The organism is Paenibacillus kribbensis (assembly GCF_002240415.1).
Classification (GTDB): Bacteria; Bacillota; Bacilli; order Paenibacillales; family Paenibacillaceae; genus Paenibacillus; species Paenibacillus kribbensis.
Genome location: NZ_CP020028.1, coordinates 2,122,709 through 2,143,493 on the forward strand (window position 1 = coordinate 2,122,709; position 20,785 = coordinate 2,143,493).

The following is a 20,785-nucleotide window of genomic DNA, read 5'->3' on the forward strand; positions in this document are numbered from 1 at the left end:
CGGGGCAGGCATGATACAATGGATTTTGAATTAACCATTGTTCAAAAAGAATGAAATAGAGAAGGAGAGACAATTCATGAAAGATCCCAGAGTACTTAAATTGGCTGAAAACCTGGTAGGATACTCAGTTGAAGTGCAGCCAGGAGAAAATGTGCTGATTGAAATGATCGGTGGGGAGCGCGATTTGCTTAACGCCATCATTCATGAAGTGGGCAAAAAAGGCGGCAATGTCTTTGTTCAGCTTACGGACCGTAAAGTACAGAGTGCCATGCTTCGCCATGCGACAAAGGAAATGCTGGAAACCTGGGCTGAAATTGACCTCAACCGGATGAAGCAAATGCATTGCTACATCGGGATTCGCGCAGGAGAAAATGTAAATGATCTGTCAGATGTACCAGAAGAGAAAATGAAAATGTATAATTCCATTTATCAACATGCGGTACATAGCGAGCAACGGGTAAAACATACAAAATGGGTCGTGCTGCGTTATCCGAATGACAGCATGGCTCAATTGGCGAACATTAGCACAGAAGCGTTCGAAGATTTTTATTTCGATGTGTGCAATCTGGACTACGCTAAAATGGACAAAGCACAGGATGCGCTGGCAGACCTGATGAATCGCACAGACAAGGTGCGGATCAAGGGGCCAGGTACAGACCTGAATTTCTCTATCAAGCAAATCGGGGCCGTTAAATGCTCGGGTCAATGCAATATTCCAGATGGTGAAGTCTACAGTGCGCCTGTACGTGACTCCGTTAACGGAACCATTAGCTATAATGCGCAAACACTCTATAATGGCATCACCTTTGAGAATGTCAAATTCCGTTTTGAAAATGGTAAAATCGTGGAAGCAACGAGCAACGATACGAAACGACTGAATGATATTCTGGATTCTGACGAGGGAGCACGCTATATTGGCGAGTTTGCGATCGGGTTTAACCCGTACATTTTACATCCGATGAAGGATATTCTGTTTGATGAGAAGATTGCTGGAAGCTTGCATTTTACACCGGGTCAAGCTTATGAAACAGCGGATAATGGTAACCGTTCTTCGATTCATTGGGATTTGGTATTGATTCAGCGTCCGGAATATGGCGGCGGTGAGATTTATTTTGATGATGTTCTGATCCGTAAAGATGGTATTTTTGTATTGCCTGAGCTGGAGCCGTTAAATCCTGAAAACTTGAAATAGCGATATCCCTTCTTGATGAGAAAGCGATTTCAATGTATCATAATGAATGAGCAGTGATACATGACAATCCAGTAAAGCGAGGGATCTTACGATGTCCAACAATAATGCGGCGGTTGTTGAAATTGCACAGACGGCGAGCAAATTCACCTCTTCCATCGTCCTTCATTCCGAAAATAAGTATATTGATGTGAAAAGCATACTGGGCTTGTTTACGACCTTGGTCAGCAGCCACAGTTATGAACTGCACGTTCACGGGCCTGATGCTGAGGAAGCCAAAGAAGCAATTATTGAGGTATTCAAGAAGCACGGACTGCACATTTCAGTAGCCACCTAACTTTATTCATAAGCAGAAGCATCCCTACCTGTAACTGTAGGGATGCTTTTTTTGTCAGGTTCTTGTATTAGCCTGCAATTTGGTCTAATATTAAGGTTAGGACGTCTTGTGCGACATTGAGACATAGGGGGGAAGAATCCATGACTTCATCTGATTTGCAGGAACAATTGAATATCAAGGCCATTAATCTGCTTCAGGAAGATGCAGATAAAATAAAGAAGCTTATTGAAGTACAGATGGAGAATCTGGCAACCCGTTACTGCCCTCTCTATGAGGAAGTGCTGGATACTCAGATGTACGGATTTTCCAAGGAAGTGGATTTTGCGGTTCGCGCCGGACTTCTTCCGGAAATGGCAGGTAAACAGCTGGTCAGTGAGCTGGAACGCAATCTGGCTATTCTATATGAGGCCATGAACAATAAGGCTAATTAGAAAGACGGTTGAATGAATGAGAGCATGCGGAGTCTGAGAGCATGCTTTTTTTTGATGCCTTTTTGTGTAAAGGTAATGCATTGGACCACTCCATGTTTCATTTGTTCTTATGATCGCTGTTGCAATAAGTGGACTCAAAAAATGAAATACAAAAGCGGAGTGGTCGGAATAGTGCTGTGCAAGCATAATACATCCAAATTTTTCCTTAGAGTGAGAATTCATCGTTTTTGAGCACCTGTTAACTTTATATAAGAAAAAAGGATACACCTAACAAGATATACACCACTAGCAGCATCAGACCTTCATACCAGTTGGTTGAACCGTCTTGAGTAATGGATTTGGCGATAAATACAGAGACGGCAATGGCAACCAGCTCAATCGTGGTGAACACGATATTCATGGTGTTTCCCATAAAGTAACTGACAAAAATCAGCACAGGCGCAACAAATAGCGCAATTTGCAGGCTGCTGCCCACTGCGATTTCGACGGATGCGCCGATTTTGTTTTTCATTGCCAGCAAAATGGCGGCGCTGTGTTCGGCTGCATTCCCGATAATCGCGACAAGGAACGCACCTACGAACAGTTCACTGAGCCCAAACTGAACCGTGAATACCTCCAGTGTCTTTACCAGCCATTCGCTGACAAAAGCCACCATGGCGGTAGCAAGCACCAAATAGGCAATGGACTTGTTTCTGGACCACACCGGGACATGCTCATGCGGCAATTCTTCATCCTTTTGTTCGGTCACATCGTCCAAATAGTCCTTATGCGTAATCATGGAAAAAATCAGCCACGCAATATACGCGACAATGAGCGTGCCAGCTACAATGAGACTGAGCGTGTCCGATTCGTTGTCTGTGATGACATGTGTATTCAAAAAGACAGCCGGGACGAATAAAGCGATCACAGCCACAATCATCAGCGAGCCGCTTAGTGAGGCCAGCGATACATTGAAATTTTGCACCTTGTATTTCAATCCGCCAGCGAACAGACTTGCTCCGAGGACCAGCAGCAGATTGCCGATAATGGACCCGGTAAGACTAGCCTTTACCATATCGTAAAGACCTTCTTTGACAAGAAAGATGGCGATGATCAGTTCGGCTGCGTTGCCGAAGGTGGCATTTAAAAATCCACCCAGACGTTGCCCGGCATAATGTGCTACGCTTTCGGTCGCTTTGCCGAGAAAACCAGCTACGAACACGACAGCGATGGCACAAATGATGAATTGGGCGATAGCGTTCCAATGCGTGTAATGAGCGACTGCACTAAGAGCAAATGTCGCTATAAGCAAAGCGGGAGATAACCATTTTTTCAATGAAGAGCACCTCGATATCAGTGGATGTGTACAAGTTTGATGAATGCTGTCACTTGTACGGATTTTCTAAATTAATATACCCAAAATGGTATAGGTTGTAAACGAAAGTCGTTTTTCATACGTAAGGTTTGCATTTGCAGTGGCAGAGGCTTTACAATACAAATAAAGGATGCATGAAGGGGGACATAGGTCATGGCAGAGCAAATTCAACAACTGGAAGCAGGAAACATCAAGATTTCCAACGATGTCGTAGGTAAAATTGCGGGGATGGCCGCACTAGAGACACCAGGCATTGCTGCAATGTCAGGCGGCTTATCAGAAGGCTGGGCCAAAAGGCTGAGCGGTAAAAATGTGCAAAAAGGCGTATCTGTGGAGGTCGGACAGCTCGAAGCTGCCATTGATCTACGTATTATCGTGGTTTACGAAACACCTATTCATGAAGTGTCCCGAATACTTCAGCAAAATGTGCGAGAAGCCGTCGAAAGCATGACGGGTTTGCGGGTCGTGGAAGTGAACGTAAAAGTAGAAGGTGTTGCCTTCAAGGACGACGCGGTATAAAAGGATCTAACGGATAGAATAAGAACACGAAAGCTGGCGGTTGTAGCATCGCCAGTTTTTGTTTGTGGACCTACAGTAAAAGCATTATGCGGACAGCCATGTGCATATACATATACAAAAGAACTTCCAAAGCCACTGTTGTAAGTGGTCATATGGAAGTTCTTTTTTTAACGATAACGGTTGGTTCTACGGGCTTGGAAGCGGTTGGGTACTTCGCTGCGGATAGCTACGCCTGTCGTGCGCTCCTGTACTGCCTGCTTGGTGTTTTCACGGGAAATACTGAGCATAATGCCCATAGAGAACATCATCACGAGCAGAGAAGAACCACCAAAGCTGATAAAGGGAAGCGTTACCCCGGTAATTGGAATCGTCTGTGTTACGCCACCGATATTAATGAATGCCTGAATGGCGATCAATCCCATAATACCTGTACCCACCAGCGTCCCGAACGGATCACGGCAACGAAGGGCGATAAGCATCCCACGCCAAATGAAATACAAATATAGCATCAGGAAGATGGCTGTTCCGATAAAGCCGAATTCTTCACCAATGACGGAGAAAATAAAATCATTAAACGAATTGGGCAAATAGTGAAGCTTGATAATGCCCTTGCCAAATCCTGATCCGCTTAGACCGCCGTCACCTATGGCTTGCAGGGACTGCACCAGATTATATCCGACACCCTGTTTATGTTCCATGGGATTGAGAAAGGCTTGAAAACGTCCAACTTTGTAATCTTGCTTCGCTACAGCTTGTCCATCTACGCCGGAATCTCCAAACAACGATCCTATGCCAAAAACGATGGAAGCACCCAACACGAGCAGAGCGACTGATGCCGTAATATGCTTGATGCTGGCTCCTCCGGCATAAATAATCAAGCCACTGGTGGCTACCAGAATGAAGCAGGAGCCAAGGTCAGGCTGAAGCATGATGAGTCCTGCAACAAAGCCCACAATGACGGTTACAGGTATGTAGCCAGTCCGCAAGTCTCTAAAGCGATCCCCTTTTTTAACGATCAGTGCGGATAAGTAAAGAATAATGGAGATTTTCGCAAGCTCCGTCGGCTGGAATCCAATACTGCCAAACCTGATCCAGCTTTTTGCGCCGTTAAGAGAGCCGGTGAAAAGAACGATAACCAGCAACAGTATGGTTATGAAGAACAAAGGCACAAAAAGCTTTTTATATTTTTCCATTTTGATATTCATAGCTACCAACATAATGAAAAGCCCAAGTACAGCAAATGCCGATTGGCGCTTCACAAAATATAAAGAGTCAAAATTGGTATCTTTATTCAGCAGAGCTACGCTGGAGCTGGCGCTAAATACCATGATTACACCGAATCCAACAAGCAACAAAGTGAGGATCAGCAATTGGAAATCCGGTGTGCCTCTTCTTCGAGCCTCCGGCTTCGTATTTCTCATATCAGCTTCCCCCGGTATTCGTCGCAAGGTACATTCCTCGCAGACATATCATTTTATCGTTTATCCATTTATCATAGTATGTTTGTTAGGCTTCTGCAACCTCCATGGAGCAACAGATATCGCAACAATTCCATATCTGCTACAATAGGATAAATAATGAAGACCTATGATAGCGCGTACGCAATGAAGCTGCAAGATTTATCAGAAATCGGGAGTTTGCCCGGTGCTTTAACAAGGAGAGGTGGAGCAAAATGACACAACATTCGACAGACAGGTCCTGGTTTGATCAATTGCAGGCACATATGGTGGAATGGCGCAGATATTTACATAAGAATCCCGAAATTTCTTTTCAGGAAAGCAACACCGCTGCTTTTGTAGCGGATAAGCTGGAGAGTTGGGGAATAGAGGTTCGCCGTCAGGTCGGAGGACACGGTGTTGTAGGTACTATTCGTGGTGCCAAGCCCGGACCTGTTGTGATGCTGCGTGCAGATATGGATGCTCTTCCGATTCAGGATGAAAAGGATTGTGAATATCGTTCCGGCGTGGATGGGGCTATGCATGCTTGCGGACATGACGGACATACATCCATACTACTGGGAACGGCGCATTATTTCAGTCTGAACCGTGACGAGCTGGCAGGTGAAATCCGGTTGCTGTTCCAGCCTGCGGAGGAATTACTTCCTGGCGGTGCGGTTCATGTAATCAAAGAGGGTGTACTGGAAGGAGTGGATGTTATTTATGGCATTCATTTGTGGACACCATTTCCAGTCGGGACCGCTGCTAGCTGCGCAGGGCCGCTGATGGCGGCAGCTGATGATTTTTATATTGAAATTACAGGGAAGGGTGGACATGGTGGTATGCCCCAGTCCTCTCATGACAGTGTGGTGGCGGGCTCAGCTCTCGTAATGCAGTTGCAAAGTATCGTCAGTCGTTCAGTCGACCCTTTGCGACCAGCTGTACTGACGGTGGGGACCATTCAAGGAGGCTTTGCGCAAAATGTGATCGCGGAAACCTGCCGCTTGAGTGGAACGATCCGTACATTTGATGAGGAAACACGCACGGTGATGAAAGAGCGGTTGCATTCAGTGACGGAGCTTACCGCTGCAACATATGGTACAACAGCACAGATTCGCTACATTATGGGATATCCGCCTGTTGTGAATGATGCGCATGAGGCTGCTCGTTTTTTTAAGGAAGCTGTGCCCGTTTTTGGCGAGGCGAATGTAAAAGAGGCGTCAAAGCTGATGCCTGCTGAAGATTTTGCTTATTATTTGGAACGTGTTCCAGGCTGCTTCATGTTCGTGGGGGCGGGGAACCCGGCTAAAAATGCGGTGTATCCGCATCATCATCCCAAATTTGATTTTGATGAGGATGCCATGATCCATGCGGTTCGTTTGTTTATTGCGATGTCCACCGGATATGCAGCAGAACGAAATGCAGGGATGGATATTTAGAGTTAATGCCAAAAGTGAGTTGAATCGGAAATGGGTCAAATCGGAGTATGAGCTTAATAAAATGGGGTAACCTACTCTTGAAAAGGAGGGAGTACCCATGAAAAAGGTTCAGGAAGTTATGACTAAAGAATGCGTAACGGTGACCCCACAGGACAATATTTATGAGGTTGCAGTTAAAATGAAGGACAATGATACTGGTTTTATCCCGGTTATGGAAAGGGAAGGCAGTGACAGGCTGATCGGTGTAATAACGGACCGAGACCTTGTCGTTCGCGGCTATGCGGCCAAGCATTCTGGTTCCAGTTCGGTCGATACGGTTATGACGACAGGTATTCGCACAGCCAGAGCGGACATGTCGGTGGACCAAGCAGCCGAGCTGATGGCAGAGCAGCAAATTCGGCGCTTGCCCGTGACCGAAGGAGATCGTTTGATCGGGATTGTTTCGATTGGCGACTTGGCTGTACGCAATATATTTGCAGATAATGCCGGTGAGGCCCTTAGCCAAATTTCCGAACAGGTCCACTAGAAGAAAAATAAGGTTGGCATGCCTAGAAGTTCAATCCGAATAGGGGTTGAACTTCTTGCTATTCCGGTTGGACTGCGGATAATAGGACAAGCTGTTTATCATATAAAGTTGGGATGAAGTTTGGTTAGATTGACGGGAGGTAACTATGAATCCGGAACATCCTTGTATTGTACAACGTGATTTTACCATCCTGCTGGAAATGGGCTTGCCTCGTTCGGAGTTTGCTCGCTCACAGTTGCAGGTTTACGCGGAGCTGGTTAAAAGCCCGTCTGCTTTTCATACATATCATATCACTCCATTGTCTCTGTGGAATGCGGCTGCCCTTGGGTGGAGTGCTGAGGACATTCAAGATAGTTTGCATTCCATGTCCCGTTGGGATATCCCGCGTGATTTGTTGAAGGACATTGAACAGCTCGTTTCCAGATACGGAACGCTGACGCTGTCACGGGCCAGAGCGGAGGGAGTGCAAGCTTGTAGCACAGATACTGTTAGCGCATATCGTGTTGAGCATGAGACAAGTGAGAACATGGAGAAGGGTACAGTCAGCAGCTATACAATGGTTGATCGCTTAACCCTGACAGCAAATACTCCGGCTTTGCTGGAGGAGCTGCTGAGCAAGCAGGAGCTGAGGCAGCTTGGAATGATTCGTACTGGTGAAGTGAGCGCTTCTGTACCGCCTGAAAACCGTGGCTTGCTCAAGCAGGAATGCACTCGATTGGGGTATCCAGTAGTCGATACGGCCGGATATCTTGAGGGAAATCAGCTCCGTTTTTCCTTGGGACAAGGACAAGCACAGGTGCAGCTCCGTGATTATCAAGTTGAGGCTGCTGATGCGTTTGAAGGTGCTGACGGCTTGGGCGGCAGCGGTGTGCTGGTGCTTCCATGCGGAGCGGGTAAAACTGTGATTGGTATGGCGGTGATGGATCGGCTTCAGTGTGAAGTGCTTATTTTAACCTCGAATACCACCTCTGTCCGGCAATGGATTGAGGAATTGAAGCAAAAGACAGATATTCCGGATGATTCGATCGGGGAATACAGTGGTCAGAAAAAAGAGGTGCGCCCGATTACGGTGGCAACCTACCAGATTCTGACGCATCGTCGCAGCAAAGACGGGGACTTTGACCATATGAAGCTGCTGAGCGAGCGGAAATGGGGACTTATTGTATACGATGAGGTGCATTTGCTGCCCGCCCCGGTCTTCCGGGCGACGGCAGATATTCAGGCCACCCGTCGTTTGGGATTGACAGCCACGCTGGTTCGCGAGGACGGCTGTGAGCGGGATGTATTCTCTTTGATTGGGCCCAAGCGGTACGATATGCCTTGGAAGGAGCTGGAGCGACAGGGCTGGATTGCTCAGGTTGATTGTGTGGAGCTGCGGCTTCCGATGACAGCTGAACTATTGGAACGCAGTATGCGTGCCGAGGGCAGACAGCAGTACCGAATTGCGGCCGAAAATCCGGCCAAGCTGGAAGCAGTACGTAGCCTGATGCAGCGGCACAGCGGTCTGCCTACGCTTATTATTGGTCAATATCTGGACCAATTGCGTATATTGGCTCGGGAACTCGGCGTGCCATTGATTACCGGGACTATGAGTCAGAGTGAGCGGGTACGGTGGTTTGATGCGTTCCGCAAGGGAACCATCCGGACTTTACTCGTATCCAAAGTGGCGAACTTTGCGGTGGATTTGCCGGATGCGGCTATAGCTATAGAGGTATCAGGCAGTTTCGGCTCCCGTCAGGAGGAGGCGCAGCGGCTTGGCCGCATTTTACGACCGAAGCCCGGTGAGAATAAAGCTTATTTTTATGCACTGGTGACAGAGAATAGCAGGGAGACCGATTTTGCAGCCCGTCGTCAGCTGTTTCTGATTGAGCAGGGCTATGAATATGCAGTTCGCAGATTCAGTCCCGCAGAGGCTATGGGAAGCCTGGATGATGAGGCTGAAGATGGTGGAAAGAAAAAGGAGGCGTAATCTAGGATGGGTGTAACGAACACGAAAGGCGACTGGAAGGAGCTAACTTCGGATGAACTGTTGGTGCTTACACGCTGTTTTATCCGGTACGCTGGACAGCCTATGAAGGAAGAAGAGCCTTTGCAGCTTTCCAGGGGAGTGTTAAGCGGAGCCGAAACGAAGCTGGCATTGCATGGATTGCGTGCCCGAGGCTGGATGGAGGCAGTTACCAAATCGTGGGGGGAACGCATTTTATATATCCCGCTTCATCGGCTACCTGACTTGTACGATATGTTGTTAGAGCAAGGTACGATGAATATGATGCATACAGATCATCCAGTGACTGTACATGAAGCAAAGACAGGACTGGAGGCAGAGCTGCTGCACGTGCTGTCACATATTGCGAAGCAGGGAGTTCCTTTGACGGCCAAAGGAACCATACATAAGCGATCATTGCAAAAATTGATCGAACTGACTCCCTTCCGTTCAGAGGATCTGGAGGGACTTGGACTGCAGTACGCGCACACCGATCAGTATCCGGTGCAAACGGCGGTAATGATGGATTTGCTGCTGAGCCTGGGGCTGCTGGTCAAGGAAGCGGTATCCTTTCGCATTCAGGAAACGGAACTGGCAGCTTGGATTCATTTGTCTGCTTGGCAAATGCGCAAGCATATCTTTATCACACTCATGGAAAGATACGGCAAGGCCGAAGCGTCTATGCAGCATTTTCGATACATGCTGTGCGCTGCCTCCCAGTATGCAGGAGCTGAGGGCTGGCTGCCTGTCAAGTCATTGCTGCAATGGATGCTTCAGGTGGGCCTGATCTCACAGGAGAGCCTGAGCAGAACGGGCTCCCAAACTAGTGCCCCTTTGGAATTTGCTGCTGCATCCGGAAGTTCTGAAGCCTTTGAGGAGGGTACGGCTATTGAATTTAACTTTAGCGAACATGACATGGATGAGATTAAAGGCTGGCTGAAAGCCTTGACCGCTTTTGGAATGGGCGATTGGGGACTAAGCGCATTGGGCGAATTGTGCTTTCGCTGGAATGTATCCCCGCTGGATATGCTTCGGCTATATCAGGATGAGGTAGGGCATCAAGAGCAGGGGACCTTTTACATGCAGCCAGATTTTGAAATATTGGTACCGCCGGATGTAGCTTATGATGTTCGCTGGCAGCTGGAATGCTGCTGTGAACGTGTGACAGGAGATCGGATGGCAGTATACCGTCTCACGAGAGAAAGTGTTGCAGAAGCAATTGAACTGGGTATGGAGGCGCAAGCGATTTTTGCCCTTCTGGATAAGCATAGCCAGACAGGTGTACCTGATCATGTGCGTGTGGCTGTGGAGCAGTGGGCTGACAGTGTCGGACGAACAGCATTTGCATCGGTAACACTCCTGCGCTGTGGTACACATGACGATGCAGACACTGTTGCACGCCATCCCGGGCTGGAAGGGCTGCTTGAACGGATCGGCGAACGGGATTTTATTATTCCGGCCCGCTCGGCTGCCAAAATCCGCAAGACGCTTGCTGCAATTGGATTGAGTCCGCGCCGGGAGCTGGAAGGTACGGACGAGCCCATTCACCGTTATCCATTGGCAGCGGTAACAGATCACATAAGCTCAGACAGTCCTGACAGTGAAATTTGCCCGTATGACATAACGATAAACGATGGCACAGCCGAGTTCACATTTTCCCAGGAGGGGAGAGCAGGTCTGGTTTATACCGGACGAACACTGCACTTTTATGAGCGGGAGCATACGCTGCCTGATCCGCTCGACTATTTTCCAGAAAGCTCCGCAGTGCCCTCCTCATGGACAAAAGAATGGAGAAGCTATCATGTGTCCACTGCCCGGCAGTTGATCGAACAAGCGATTCACTGGCAGACGGCGGTGGGATTGCGAATCGGCAGGGCAGAGGTTAAATGGATACCGGAATCGGTGATTCCCGGCGAACCGTGGAGTGTCATAGGCTGGTATGCCTCTGAAGAAGGTGCTGAAGCACCAGTTCGCGCGACCCTGCAGCCAGGTGAATGGTCAGATATGCGGCTGCTGGTTCCTTTTACATCGTAGAGCCGGGAAGTGCATGAAACTCCTTCTTCTCAAAAGGAGGATGTGGTATGATGAATGAGTCTACTTTACTAGGTAGAACTTTATACAAAGTGAGATGAACATTCATGAGCGTAGCCGAATTGAATACGGTCAATATGGCAGAAGTGCTTATTAACGCCTATGAATTGGGCGATATGGTCAACCGATCCTTCGAGGTATCGGATTATTTATATTGGAAGCAGCGTGTGGAACAGAACCCGTCTATTCAGGCGTGTGTGCGCAAGCTGGATGCCAAGAAGGAGTTATTCGCGGAAACGGAGCGTTTTGGACATTTTCACCCGAACTATCATGAAGCGAAGGACGCAGTGAAGGTCGTTGAGCTGGAACTGGAACAATTCCAGGAAGTTGTGGAGTTCAAACGGGCGGAAAAGGCGTTGGATGATATGCTTCATGCGATGTCCGAAACGATTGCATTTTCCGTGTCTGACACGATAAAGGTCCCAAGCAATGATCCGAATGTGAAAAAGGGTGGATGCGGTAGCGGAGGCAAGTGCTCCTGCGGATAAACCATAGGGAGGATAGCGACGGAGGGGAGATGAAGCGAATGTTTGCCGAGCGGACAGGGTACATCATATGGGTAAGCGATATCAAAGCTGCCCGCAATTTGGAGAAATACGGGAATGTCCACTACATTTCAAGGCGCATGCATTATGTAGTCATTTATATGAATGCGGATCGGGCAGAGGATACCGTCAAAAATATTCGCAGGCTTTCCTATGTGCGCAAGGTCGAACGCTCTTTCCGAAATGAGATTAGGACGGAGTATAACGACGAAAAGGAAAAGATGAAGGAATATGAAATATAATCTTCGAATGTTATAAGTTGTAAATTAATAAAAAAGTCGGCCTACGGGCTGGCTTTTTTTTATAAAGTCAGGACTTTTGCATAATATGTCTTAATGCTGTTAGACCTAAAAAATCTTTAAAACCAGTCATAAACTTCAATTTTGTAACTTGTAGTCCCGGGTCTGTTGAGGTAACATATGAATATATTGGTAGATATAAAGACCTATATGGTGGGGAGAGTGATCCCGTGCGTGACAAGGCAATGCAGCGATGGAGTACATACGAACCGTTCTACGTAGAGATGGGTGATAAAAAAGTCGCTGATATCGTGATTACAAATCATGCAAAAACACGTTACTTAGATCGGGTAGAGCAGAAACAGTCCGAGACGAATCATATCGCCGCCTGGCTTTGGGAATGTCTGAAGCAAAATAGGATGGAGTCCTACTATCATAACGAAGAGGATGTATATTTAATTGATGGTGATCTGGTTGTCGTGGCTGAATTTGGTGAGTTGCCAGGCGAGATGGATATTGCGGGGAATCCGCTCCACAAGATGATTGTCATTACCTTTTTGGGCCGGATGTCAGAGACGATTGAACTCAGGGACTTGAAGTCCTACTATTCATGGTTACGCCATTCGCGGCGTATGACACTAATGAAAAGCGCTCGCAAGCAAAAATAGTCAAATAAACATAGTCGGTAATGAATCAGACGGTTCTGATGAAAAAGTTTTCAAGCTCATCGCAGCGCTGTCAGGTATGTATAAGTATGCAGGTATCAGTTGCATACTTTTTTTATTTTGTATGGATTGTACAAAACTAAAACCGCCCATTTCGGTGAGTTTTCTTGGTAATTCGTGAACAGATGTTTTTCTTATGTTAAAATAGGGGGACTAGAGAGGGGAAAGGGCGGTCAGTATGAACTTTCATCAGCTGCACATCTTTTATACGGTCGCGGAGCGGGGGAGCTTCTCGGCGGCGGCGCAAGCGCTGCATATGACGCAACCTGCCGTGACTATGCAAATTCAGACATTGGAAGATTATTTTGGTACAAAGCTGTTGCACCGATCGACTAAAAAAATCGAGCTTTCGGAGGCGGGAGCGACATTACTGCCTTTTGCCAAAAAAAGCATGGAGCTCATCCGGGAAGCAGACGAGGCGATGTCTGCTTTTACCCACATGCTGGAGGGAAGATTGCATATTGGCGCCAGCCTTACGATTGGTGAATATATTGTGCCAAGAATGTTGGGGCCGTTTGGTCAGGAGTACCCTCATATACACATGGCAATGAATGTGATGAATACGACTCAAATTATGGATGATATACTAAAGCATCAGTTGAATTTAGGACTAATCGAGGCTCCGGTCCAGCATCCGGATATTGTGGTGGAGACTGTGATGCAGGACGAGCTGAAACTAATTGTTCCTTCGGGACATGTACTGGCCAAGGCTAAAAAAGTAGTGCTGGAGGATGTGTTTAAGCATCCTTTTATAGCGAGAGAAAAAGGATCTGGTACACGTCAGGTCATAGAGGACGGACTGAAAAATCGTGGTGTAGATGCCTCCCGACTTTCTATCGTTATGGAGATGGGCAGCACTGGAGCGGTCAAATCAGCGGTAGAAGCTGGACTCGGGATTACAATGCTGTCGCCTTCTTCCGTGAAGCATGAGGTTGCGCTCGGATTGTTGAAAATCGTTAATATTTCAGATATCACCTTCAAACGAGAGTTTTACGCCATTCATCTGAAGTCGGCGTTGCTGCCGATTCCGGTCGTGACCTTCCTGTCTTACTTGCGTCGTCACGATCAGGGAGGGGACGTGTTTGGCGACCCGGTGGATGGGCCGGCAGGGATGAAAGAAGAGGAGAATGTGCAATGAAGGAGCAGACCCATTTGAAACGATATGATTTGCATACACATACTCAAGCATCTGACGGTATGCAGCCACCTGCGGATAATGTGCGCTGGGCTAAGGAAAAGGGTCTGGTGGGTGTGGCCATTACAGACCATGATACGGTGGCTGGGCTGGAGGAAGCTCTTGAGGAGGGGCGGCGTACAGGAATTACCGTGATACCGGGTGTAGAAATCAGTACACGGACTAGCGGCAAGGATATTCATATACTCGGTTATTATATGGATTACCATAATAAAGAGTTTTTGAAGCGATTGGAAAAGCTGCGGCAGGCGCGGGATACCCGCAATGATTTGATTTTGAGTCGATTGCGGAGCCTGGGCGTGGACATCACCCTGGAAGAGGTGGTGGCTACGATGGGCAGACCGCTCGCACCGGATGAAAGCATTGGACGTCCACATATGGCGGATACGCTGGTTCAAAAAGGATATGCGAAGGACATGCGGGATGCGTTCGACCGTTATTTGGCAGAGGGGGCGCCCGGCTACGTGTCTGTACCCCGTGTAGAGCCTGCGGAGGCTATAAGCTGGATTCGTGAAGCAGGAGGAGTGCCTGTGGTCGCCCACCCCGGGTTGTACGGGGATGATGGGCTGGTTCGCTCCATTATAGAGCAAGCGAAGCCTGCGGGGCTGGAGGTGCGACATTCGGACCATGATGCTGCGACCGAGAAACGATATGCAGCAATGGCGGCGCACTATGGGCTTATCGCGACTGGCGGATCGGATTTTCACGGTGCACGCCAAGGTGTTATTTTCCACGGTGATCTGGGCAGCCGCAGTGTGAATGATCAGGTTGTCGAGGACTTGAGGAAGGCAGCCGCTGAACAGAAGTAAAGGAAAAGCCCCTGCCTTATGGATGGGAACACACACATGAAGTGTACCCGACATAAGACAAGGGGCTTTCGTATTATCAGATTAGCCGGTAATTGCTGGATAGTCTATTTTTTGGCTGTTTTACGATGGCGGTAGCCTGGAGAACGCTAGTTGTTTTTGATACGATTGGGCAGCGATTTGACCAGCTCTTCATCTGGGGTGATAAAGAGCGTGCGCTGATGGTCATAGATGACAAAGCCCGGTTTGGCTCCGCTGGGCTTGCGCACATGTCGAATCAGGGTGGCGTCTACAGGCACGCTGCTGGATTGTTTGGCCTGGCTAAAGTAGGCGGCGAGCTGAGCTGCCTCCTCCAATGTGGCATCCCCGAATTGCTCAGCACGAATAACAACGTGTGAACCTGGAATATCCTTTGTATGCAGCCAGGTGTCATTCGGTCCGGCCAGTCGGTTGGTGACATATTCATTCTGCAGGTTGTTTTTGCCGACCAGCAGCTCAATGCCCTCGGATGACGTATACACGTGCAAGGTGGGACGGTCGTTTTTCTTCTTTTTCTTCCCTTTTTTGACCCGATCTCTAAGATAGCCCTGTTGTACCAGTTCTTCACGTATTTCCTCAATGTCGTTCATGGAGGCATGGGCTAACTGCTGAAGCAGATTGTCCATATATCTGATTTCTTCGTTTGTCTTCTCCAATTGTTCGTCTATGACAGCCAGACTATTTTTATATTTGTTGTATTTTTTAAAATACCGCTGTGCATTATCCGATGGGCCCAGTAACGGGTCCAGCGGGATCGTTAGCTGACGCTGTTCCTCATCATAAAAATTGGTAAGCGTCACTTCTTTGTCGCCCTTTTTTACTTCATGCAGCGAAGCGAACAGCAGCTCGCCGTAAATGCGAAATTGATCGGCATCTTCCGCCTCGGCCAAATCCTGATGGAGATAGTCGAGTTTTTTCACATTTTTGCTCCGCTCATTTTGCAGAAAACGCAGCAGGTCGCTAACCTTTTGCTTGACCGTGTCCCTTTCTGCTTTTTCACCGAAAAAATCCTCCATGCATTTACTTATCGTAGCGTATTCCTTGCGCTCTCCCTGAATCAATGTAAGAGGAATGACTGAAAATATTGCCTTTTCCTGTGCGTTCAAGCCGGATACTGGCTGAAAACGATGATTCAGCACATCATCCATCATGTGACTGAATGTACTCCATAGCTGATGATGATCGTCGTCAGTTGCTTTGTTGGATACTCGGGCCAGTATTTCCTCGGCGATGAGGGGACTGAGTCCGGTAAAAGTATTTACGATCCAGCGTTTGGGTGCTTCTCCCGCCTCCATAGCTGTTTGATATGAGGAGACGAATGTTGCTTCTTCCGTTTCCAGCGGATTCAGCTTATTTTGTTCAGGAGGCTCCGTGTATTGAAAGCCGGGCATAATGACCCGATAGCTGCTAATCGATGGTGTGACATGATGGATGCCGTCCAATATAACGCCTGTTTCCGGGTCGAGCAAAATAATGTTGCTATGCCTGCCCATCAGCTCAATGATAATCCGCTTGAGTGAAATATCACCAAGCTCGTCACGCTGTCGCACATCCATGTGAATAATGCGTTCCATGCCCACCTGAGTAATGTTCTCGATGATGCCTCCTTCACAATGCTTGCGAAGCAGCATACAAAACATAGGCGCTTCTGTCGGATTGAGAAAGTTTTGCTCTGTAAAATGTACACGCGGAAATGTCGGATTAGCCGACAGCAGCAGCTTTATACTTCCGCCTTGTGCCCGCATATTCAGCACCATATCGTGATCGTTTGGCTGATGTATTTTGTTAATGCGCCCGCCACGGATGCTTTGCAGCTCGTGTACGATAGCGCGGGTTACGATTCCGTCCAATGCCATAATGTATGTTCTCCTTTGAAGCCAATATATTTTCGCCTTCCTACTATGATACATAAATTTGGGACAAAACTTAAGCGGCTTTGTGATATTTCGGGTCCTGTCCGAATAGATTGAATCAAGAAAGTCTGTCCAGCTTATCAGCATTCGCGGCACAAAATGTAATAACGGACAGCCATCCTAGGCACAACCGACGGAAACGGACTATCTGACCGGGAGGGAATTGGGGAGAATGGAACAAGCACATTGGCACCAACTAAGCAATGAACAGCTTTCAACAAGTCTGGAAGTCGACCCGAAGCAGGGTCTTTCGGAGGAACAGCTTGCGCAGCGGAGAGAAAGGGCAGGATGGAATGAACTGAGCGAGGGGAAGCGTGTATCGGCGCTCCTGATGCTGCTCAACCAGTTTAAGGATTTTATGATGCTCATCCTGATGGGGGCTACCCTGATCTCCGGTCTGCTTGGTGAATATTTGGACGCGGTTACCATTATTGCTATTGTAGTGTTGAATGGAATTCTTGGTTTTGTGCAGGAATTTAGAGCAGAGCGTTCGCTGCGGGCTTTGAAAAAGCTGTCAGCTCCAACTGCCAAAGTGCTACGGGGTGGGAAACGGGTACAGATTCAAGCCAGAGAGCTGGTGCCAGGTGATATCGTCCTCCTGGAAAGCGGTGATCGTATTCCCGCAGATGTGAGGTGGCTGAGTACCAACGGCTGTGATGTGGAGGAATCCGCCCTGACCGGTGAATCGGTTCCGGTAAGTAAGCATAGCCGACCTATTCATGCCGCGGAGGTACCGCTTGGGGACCAAAAAAACATCGGATTCATGGGTACGATGATGACCAGAGGCACTGCGCAGGGCATCGTTATTCGTACAGGCATGAGCACTGAAATGGGCAAAATTGCAGACCTGATCGAAAATACAGAGTCGCAGGAGACACCGTTGCAGCACAGGTTGGAGCAATTGGGGAAAATATTGATCATCGTAGCGCTGGCGCTAACGGTGCTCGTTGTCGTAGCTGGCATATTGCATGGTCAGCCAGCCATGAGCATGTTCCTGGCCGGTGTGAGCTTGGCTGTGGCAGCCATACCAGAAGGTTTGCCCGCGATTGTAACCATTGCACTCGCTTTGGGAGTACAGCGTATGATCAAACGCAAGGCAATCGTACGCAAGCTGCCTTCTGTTGAGACGCTCGGGTGCGCGTCTGTCATTTGCTCCGATAAAACCGGTACGCTGACTCAAAATAAAATGACGGTCACCAAGCTATGGCTGGATGGTCGTTTCTGGGGAGTTACGGGGGAGGGCTATGATCCACACGGTCATATTATGGACAGGGATCTTCCTGCCGACCTGAAAAACGGACAATCATTGCGCAGACTGCTGCAAGCCAGTGTACTCTGCAACAATGCAGAAATTGTTCAAGTCGACATCGAAGAGCTGCGCGCGAGAAAAAAGAGCAAAGAACCAACACCGTCCGCTGTATGGGAGCTGAAGGGCGACCCGACAGAGGGAGCGCTGGTCACGTTAGCTGCCAAGGGTGGAGTCACCCGACAAGCCTTGTATGAGCTGTACACACGGGAACGCGAATTTCCTTTTGACTCGGAACGGAAGCGGATGTCGGTGCTTGTGCGCCATCAGGGAGGGCATATCGTCTTTGCCAAAGGTGCACCGGATGTGCTGCTCGGCCAGTGCTCTTACATTTTATGGGAAGGGAATGTCGTTCCCTTGACGGGCACGCTGCGGCAAAAGGTACTGGCAGCCAACGAAGGGATGGCCTCAGAGGCGCTGCGTGTACTTGGGGTCGCATATCGCGATGTTCGCTCCCATGAGCATGTCTCCACGCTTGAGGATGCCGAAGCGCAGCTGATCTTTATCGGCTTGACCGGTATGATTGATCCGCCGCGCCGCGAGGCTCGCGAGGCTATCGTCAGATGCCGCCGTGCTGGTATTCGTACCGTGATGATTACGGGGGATCACGGCACAACCGCGGAGGCCATTGCTCAGCAGCTCGGCATTTTCCAGCGCGGCTCCCATGTGCTGACAGGACAGCAATTGTCTGCGATGGATGATACGGCGCTGGACAAAGCCGTTGACACCGTCTCCGTATATGCGCGTGTGTCGCCGGAGCACAAGCTGCGAATCGTCAAGTCGCTGCAAAGACGCGGACATGTCGTAGCGATGACCGGTGATGGCGTAAATGACGCACCGGCGATCAAGGCGTCGGATATCGGCATTGCCATGGGCATTACGGGAACCGATGTGACCAAAGAAGCAGCTGCGCTTGTACTGAGCGACGATAATTTCTCGACGATTGTGGCGGCGATTGAGGAAGGACGGAATATTTACGAAAATATCCGTAAATTTATCCGTTATCTGCTCGCCTCCAACGTTGGTGAAATTTTGACGATGTTTTTCGCGATGATGGCAGGGCTGCCGCTGCCGTTGCTTCCGATCCAGATTTTATGGGTCAATCTGGTAACGGATGGCCTTCCAGCGATGGCTTTGGGTGTGGATCAGCCGGAAAAGGATCTCATGGAGCATAAGCCGCGCGGCGCAAAGGAAAATATTTTTGCCCGTCGACTGGGCTGGAAAATCATTAGTCGCGGACTATTGATCGGCTTATGTACGCTTGCTGCCTTCTGGCTGACATTACGCATTGCGCCCGATAACGCAGGACAACTGATCAAAGCGCAGTCGGTTGCCTTTGCCACACTGGTACTGGCGCAGTTAATTCATGTATTTGATTGCCGCAGTTCGCGTTCTATTTTCCACCGCAATCCGTTTCAAAACAGCTATCTCGTACTTGCTGTGCTGTCATCCATCGTGTTGATGCTGGTGGTTATGTACGTACCCGTACTGCAGCCTATTTTCAAAACGGTGCCGCTCGGCTTGCGTGAGTGGGCGCTGTCCATCGTCGCAGCCGGGATTCCGACCTTCCTGATGGGGGCGGGAAGCGTATGGGGCGGCAGACGCAACCGTCACCGTGGTGGAAATACCCGTTTTTCGACGGGGCGTACGAAGTTTTCAGCCTAGCTTTTAGGTCAGGTATCATCACATGGCTTTCCCGCTCTTGCCCTGTATGCTATCATGGAAATAAGGCTTCATGAGGAGCATGAGATTAGCAGCAATGGCGGAGGGAAGCTATGGAATTCACAAAAATGCACGGCTTGGGTAATGATTTTATCGTTTGGTTTGGGCATCAGGAATTGCCGTCGGACGCTTCAGAATTGGCTGTTCGGCTATGTGACCGACATTTTGGTGTTGGCGCTGACGGTCTGGTATATATATTGCCTTCAGAAAAAGCCGATTTCCGCATGCGTATCATTAATTCAGACGGATCAGAGGCAGAGCAATGCGGCAATGCTATCCGCTGCGCAGCCAAATATGTATATGACCGCAAGCATATCAGTCGTGAGCGGATTACGATTGAGACGCTGGGTGCAGGTGTGCAGCAGGTCGAATTGACTGTAGAGGACGAACTTGTACGTTTGGTCAAGGTAGACATGGGAGAGCCGATTTTGGAGGGTTCGAAAATTCCGACAACGCTGGATCTGGATCGTGTAATTCATGAGCCCATCGAAGCTGGAGGAAGCGGGTTTCGTTTTACGGCTGTATCCATGGGCAATCCCCATTGTGTCATTTATGTTGAAAATGCACCTGGCTTTGAACTGGAAGCCTGGGGGCCGAAGCTGGAAAGCCATCCGCTATTCCCTAACAAAACAAATGTCGAGTTCGCTACGGTGCGAAGTCGGAATCACATAGAGATGAGAGTATGGGAACGGGGAGCCGGGCCTACGCTAGCTTGCGGAACCGGGGCCTGTGCCACGCTTGTGGCTTCCGTACTTAACGGCTATAGTGACCGACGCGCCATGGTTAGTCTAAAGGGCGGGGATCTGGATATTGAATGGAACGAGGACGACAATCACGTGTATATGACGGGCCCAGCTGAAATTGTGTATGATGGTCGATTATAAAAATGAGTGAAAAGGAGATCTTGAGAGGTCTCCTTTTTTGGTATTTAGCAACATTCTGTCTGTTTTTGGCGTCTAAACGATGTATAATGAACAAATGAGAAAACA

At 48.7% G+C, this 20,785-nt stretch carries 18 protein-coding genes; 15 read left to right on the top strand and 3 right to left on the bottom strand.

Annotated elements, in window-relative coordinates:
- Nucleotides 1-76: 76 nt before the first annotated feature.
- The 3 genes from B4V02_RS09500 to B4V02_RS09510 all read left to right on the top strand — a co-directional run bounded on the left by B4V02_RS09500 (nucleotide 77) and on the right by B4V02_RS09510 (nucleotide 1,957).
- The gene (locus B4V02_RS09500; RefSeq protein ID WP_007431030.1) at nucleotides 77-1,192 is read left to right on the top strand and encodes an aminopeptidase; all 1,116 of its coding nucleotides are present in this window, start codon (nucleotides 77-79) and stop codon (nucleotides 1,190-1,192) included.
- Between the two features lie 91 nt (nucleotides 1,193-1,283).
- On the top strand, nucleotides 1,284-1,526 hold the full coding sequence (locus B4V02_RS09505; RefSeq protein ID WP_007431029.1) for an HPr family phosphocarrier protein: 243 nt from the start codon (nucleotides 1,284-1,286) through the stop codon (nucleotides 1,524-1,526).
- A gap of 140 nt (nucleotides 1,527-1,666) precedes the next feature.
- The gene (locus B4V02_RS09510; RefSeq protein ID WP_094154602.1) at nucleotides 1,667-1,957 is read left to right on the top strand and encodes an Fpa/YlaN family protein; all 291 of its coding nucleotides are present in this window, start codon (nucleotides 1,667-1,669) and stop codon (nucleotides 1,955-1,957) included.
- Nucleotides 1,958-2,201: 244 nt separating this feature from the next.
- Here the strand turns inward: B4V02_RS09510 and cax are convergent, their stop codons facing one another.
- Nucleotides 2,202-3,272, bottom strand: coding sequence for a calcium/proton exchanger (gene cax / locus B4V02_RS09515; protein WP_007431027.1), 1,071 nt, complete (start codon nucleotides 3,270-3,272; stop codon nucleotides 2,202-2,204).
- 192 nt (nucleotides 3,273-3,464) lie between these two features.
- On the opposite strand from cax, the gene B4V02_RS09520 reads away from it, so the two are divergent.
- On the top strand, nucleotides 3,465-3,830 hold the full coding sequence (locus B4V02_RS09520; protein WP_007431026.1) for an Asp23/Gls24 family envelope stress response protein: 366 nt from the start codon (nucleotides 3,465-3,467) through the stop codon (nucleotides 3,828-3,830).
- A 167-nt stretch (nucleotides 3,831-3,997) separates the two neighbouring features.
- Here B4V02_RS09520 and ftsW read toward each other — a convergent pair whose 3' ends face one another.
- Complete coding sequence (gene ftsW, locus B4V02_RS09525; protein WP_007431025.1) at nucleotides 3,998-5,251, bottom strand: putative lipid II flippase FtsW; 1,254 nt, start codon at nucleotides 5,249-5,251, stop codon at nucleotides 3,998-4,000.
- Between the two features lie 251 nt (nucleotides 5,252-5,502).
- Here ftsW and B4V02_RS09530 point away from each other — a divergent pair, with 251 nt between their 5' ends.
- From B4V02_RS09530 to B4V02_RS09570, 9 genes are all read left to right on the top strand, one after another.
- Nucleotides 5,503-6,705 (top strand): M20 metallopeptidase family protein, encoded by a 1,203-nt coding sequence (locus B4V02_RS09530; RefSeq protein WP_094154603.1) that lies wholly within the window; start codon nucleotides 5,503-5,505, stop codon nucleotides 6,703-6,705.
- Nucleotides 6,706-6,802: 97 nt separating this feature from the next.
- Nucleotides 6,803-7,231 carry a CBS domain-containing protein gene (locus tag B4V02_RS09535; RefSeq protein ID WP_007431022.1) on the top strand — a complete coding sequence of 143 codons (429 nt, stop codon included), beginning with the start codon at nucleotides 6,803-6,805 and terminating at the stop codon, nucleotides 7,229-7,231.
- Nucleotides 7,232-7,376: 145 nt separating this feature from the next.
- Nucleotides 7,377-9,200, top strand: a complete 1,824-nt coding sequence (locus tag B4V02_RS09540) for a DNA repair helicase XPB (protein ID WP_094154604.1) — start codon at nucleotides 7,377-7,379, stop codon at nucleotides 9,198-9,200.
- A 6-nt stretch (nucleotides 9,201-9,206) separates the two neighbouring features.
- Entirely contained in the window at nucleotides 9,207-11,249 is a 2,043-nt protein-coding gene (locus B4V02_RS09545; protein ID WP_094154605.1) for a helicase-associated domain-containing protein, read from the top strand.
- A 104-nt stretch (nucleotides 11,250-11,353) separates the two neighbouring features.
- The gene (locus B4V02_RS09550; protein WP_007431018.1) at nucleotides 11,354-11,794 is read left to right on the top strand and encodes a YlbF/YmcA family competence regulator; all 441 of its coding nucleotides are present in this window, start codon (nucleotides 11,354-11,356) and stop codon (nucleotides 11,792-11,794) included.
- 38 nt (nucleotides 11,795-11,832) lie between these two features.
- Nucleotides 11,833-12,093 carry a YlbG family protein gene (locus tag B4V02_RS09555; protein ID WP_007431017.1) on the top strand — a complete coding sequence of 87 codons (261 nt, stop codon included), beginning with the start codon at nucleotides 11,833-11,835 and terminating at the stop codon, nucleotides 12,091-12,093.
- A 227-nt stretch (nucleotides 12,094-12,320) separates the two neighbouring features.
- The gene (locus tag B4V02_RS09560; RefSeq protein ID WP_007431016.1) at nucleotides 12,321-12,758 is read left to right on the top strand and encodes a hypothetical protein; all 438 of its coding nucleotides are present in this window, start codon (nucleotides 12,321-12,323) and stop codon (nucleotides 12,756-12,758) included.
- 235 nt (nucleotides 12,759-12,993) lie between these two features.
- Nucleotides 12,994-13,953: a selenium metabolism-associated LysR family transcriptional regulator gene (locus tag B4V02_RS09565; RefSeq protein WP_007431015.1), complete on the top strand. Its 960-nt coding sequence runs from the start codon at nucleotides 12,994-12,996 to the stop codon at nucleotides 13,951-13,953.
- Nucleotides 13,950-14,819, top strand: a complete 870-nt coding sequence (locus B4V02_RS09570) for a PHP domain-containing protein (RefSeq protein WP_094154606.1) — start codon at nucleotides 13,950-13,952, stop codon at nucleotides 14,817-14,819. The genes B4V02_RS09565 and B4V02_RS09570 overlap by 4 nt, the downstream gene beginning before the upstream one ends.
- 146 nt (nucleotides 14,820-14,965) lie before the next feature.
- On the opposite strand, the gene B4V02_RS09575 is transcribed toward B4V02_RS09570, so the two are convergent.
- Entirely contained in the window at nucleotides 14,966-16,711 is a 1,746-nt protein-coding gene (locus B4V02_RS09575) for an Rqc2 family fibronectin-binding protein (RefSeq protein WP_094154607.1), read from the bottom strand.
- A 229-nt stretch (nucleotides 16,712-16,940) separates the two neighbouring features.
- Between B4V02_RS09575 and B4V02_RS09580 the strand changes: the two genes are divergently transcribed.
- Nucleotides 16,941-19,739 carry a calcium-translocating P-type ATPase, SERCA-type gene (locus B4V02_RS09580; RefSeq protein WP_094154608.1) on the top strand — a complete coding sequence of 933 codons (2,799 nt, stop codon included), beginning with the start codon at nucleotides 16,941-16,943 and terminating at the stop codon, nucleotides 19,737-19,739.
- 110 nt (nucleotides 19,740-19,849) lie between these two features.
- A complete protein-coding gene (dapF, locus tag B4V02_RS09585) occupies nucleotides 19,850-20,680 on the top strand; it encodes a diaminopimelate epimerase (protein WP_094154609.1) in 831 nt (276 codons plus the stop codon).
- Nucleotides 20,681-20,785 lie beyond the last annotated feature (105 nt).

Excerpts from the sequence above, each read along its gene's own strand:
- B4V02_RS09500 (WP_007431030.1), top strand. The coding sequence starts at position 77 with ATGAAAGATCCCAGAGTACTTAAATTGGCTGAAAACCTGGTAGGATAC.
- B4V02_RS09505 (WP_007431029.1), top strand. The coding sequence starts at position 1,284 with ATGTCCAACAATAATGCGGCGGTTGTTGAAATTGCACAGACGGCGAGC.
- B4V02_RS09510 (WP_094154602.1), top strand. The coding sequence starts at position 1,667 with ATGACTTCATCTGATTTGCAGGAACAATTGAATATCAAGGCCATTAAT.
- B4V02_RS09520 (WP_007431026.1), top strand. The coding sequence starts at position 3,465 with ATGGCAGAGCAAATTCAACAACTGGAAGCAGGAAACATCAAGATTTCC.
- ftsW (WP_007431025.1), bottom strand. The coding sequence starts at position 5,251 with ATGAGAAATACGAAGCCGGAGGCTCGAAGAAGAGGCACACCGGATTTC.
- B4V02_RS09530 (WP_094154603.1), top strand. The coding sequence starts at position 5,503 with ATGACACAACATTCGACAGACAGGTCCTGGTTTGATCAATTGCAGGCA.
- B4V02_RS09535 (WP_007431022.1), top strand. The coding sequence starts at position 6,803 with ATGAAAAAGGTTCAGGAAGTTATGACTAAAGAATGCGTAACGGTGACC.
- B4V02_RS09540 (WP_094154604.1), top strand. The coding sequence starts at position 7,377 with ATGAATCCGGAACATCCTTGTATTGTACAACGTGATTTTACCATCCTG.
- B4V02_RS09545 (WP_094154605.1), top strand. The coding sequence starts at position 9,207 with ATGGGTGTAACGAACACGAAAGGCGACTGGAAGGAGCTAACTTCGGAT.
- B4V02_RS09550 (WP_007431018.1), top strand. The coding sequence starts at position 11,354 with ATGAGCGTAGCCGAATTGAATACGGTCAATATGGCAGAAGTGCTTATT.
- B4V02_RS09555 (WP_007431017.1), top strand. The coding sequence starts at position 11,833 with ATGTTTGCCGAGCGGACAGGGTACATCATATGGGTAAGCGATATCAAA.
- B4V02_RS09565 (WP_007431015.1), top strand. The coding sequence starts at position 12,994 with ATGAACTTTCATCAGCTGCACATCTTTTATACGGTCGCGGAGCGGGGG.
- B4V02_RS09570 (WP_094154606.1), top strand. The coding sequence starts at position 13,950 with ATGAAGGAGCAGACCCATTTGAAACGATATGATTTGCATACACATACT.
- B4V02_RS09575 (WP_094154607.1), bottom strand. The coding sequence starts at position 16,711 with ATGGCATTGGACGGAATCGTAACCCGCGCTATCGTACACGAGCTGCAA.
- B4V02_RS09580 (WP_094154608.1), top strand. The coding sequence starts at position 16,941 with ATGGAACAAGCACATTGGCACCAACTAAGCAATGAACAGCTTTCAACA.
- dapF (WP_094154609.1), top strand. The coding sequence starts at position 19,850 with ATGGAATTCACAAAAATGCACGGCTTGGGTAATGATTTTATCGTTTGG.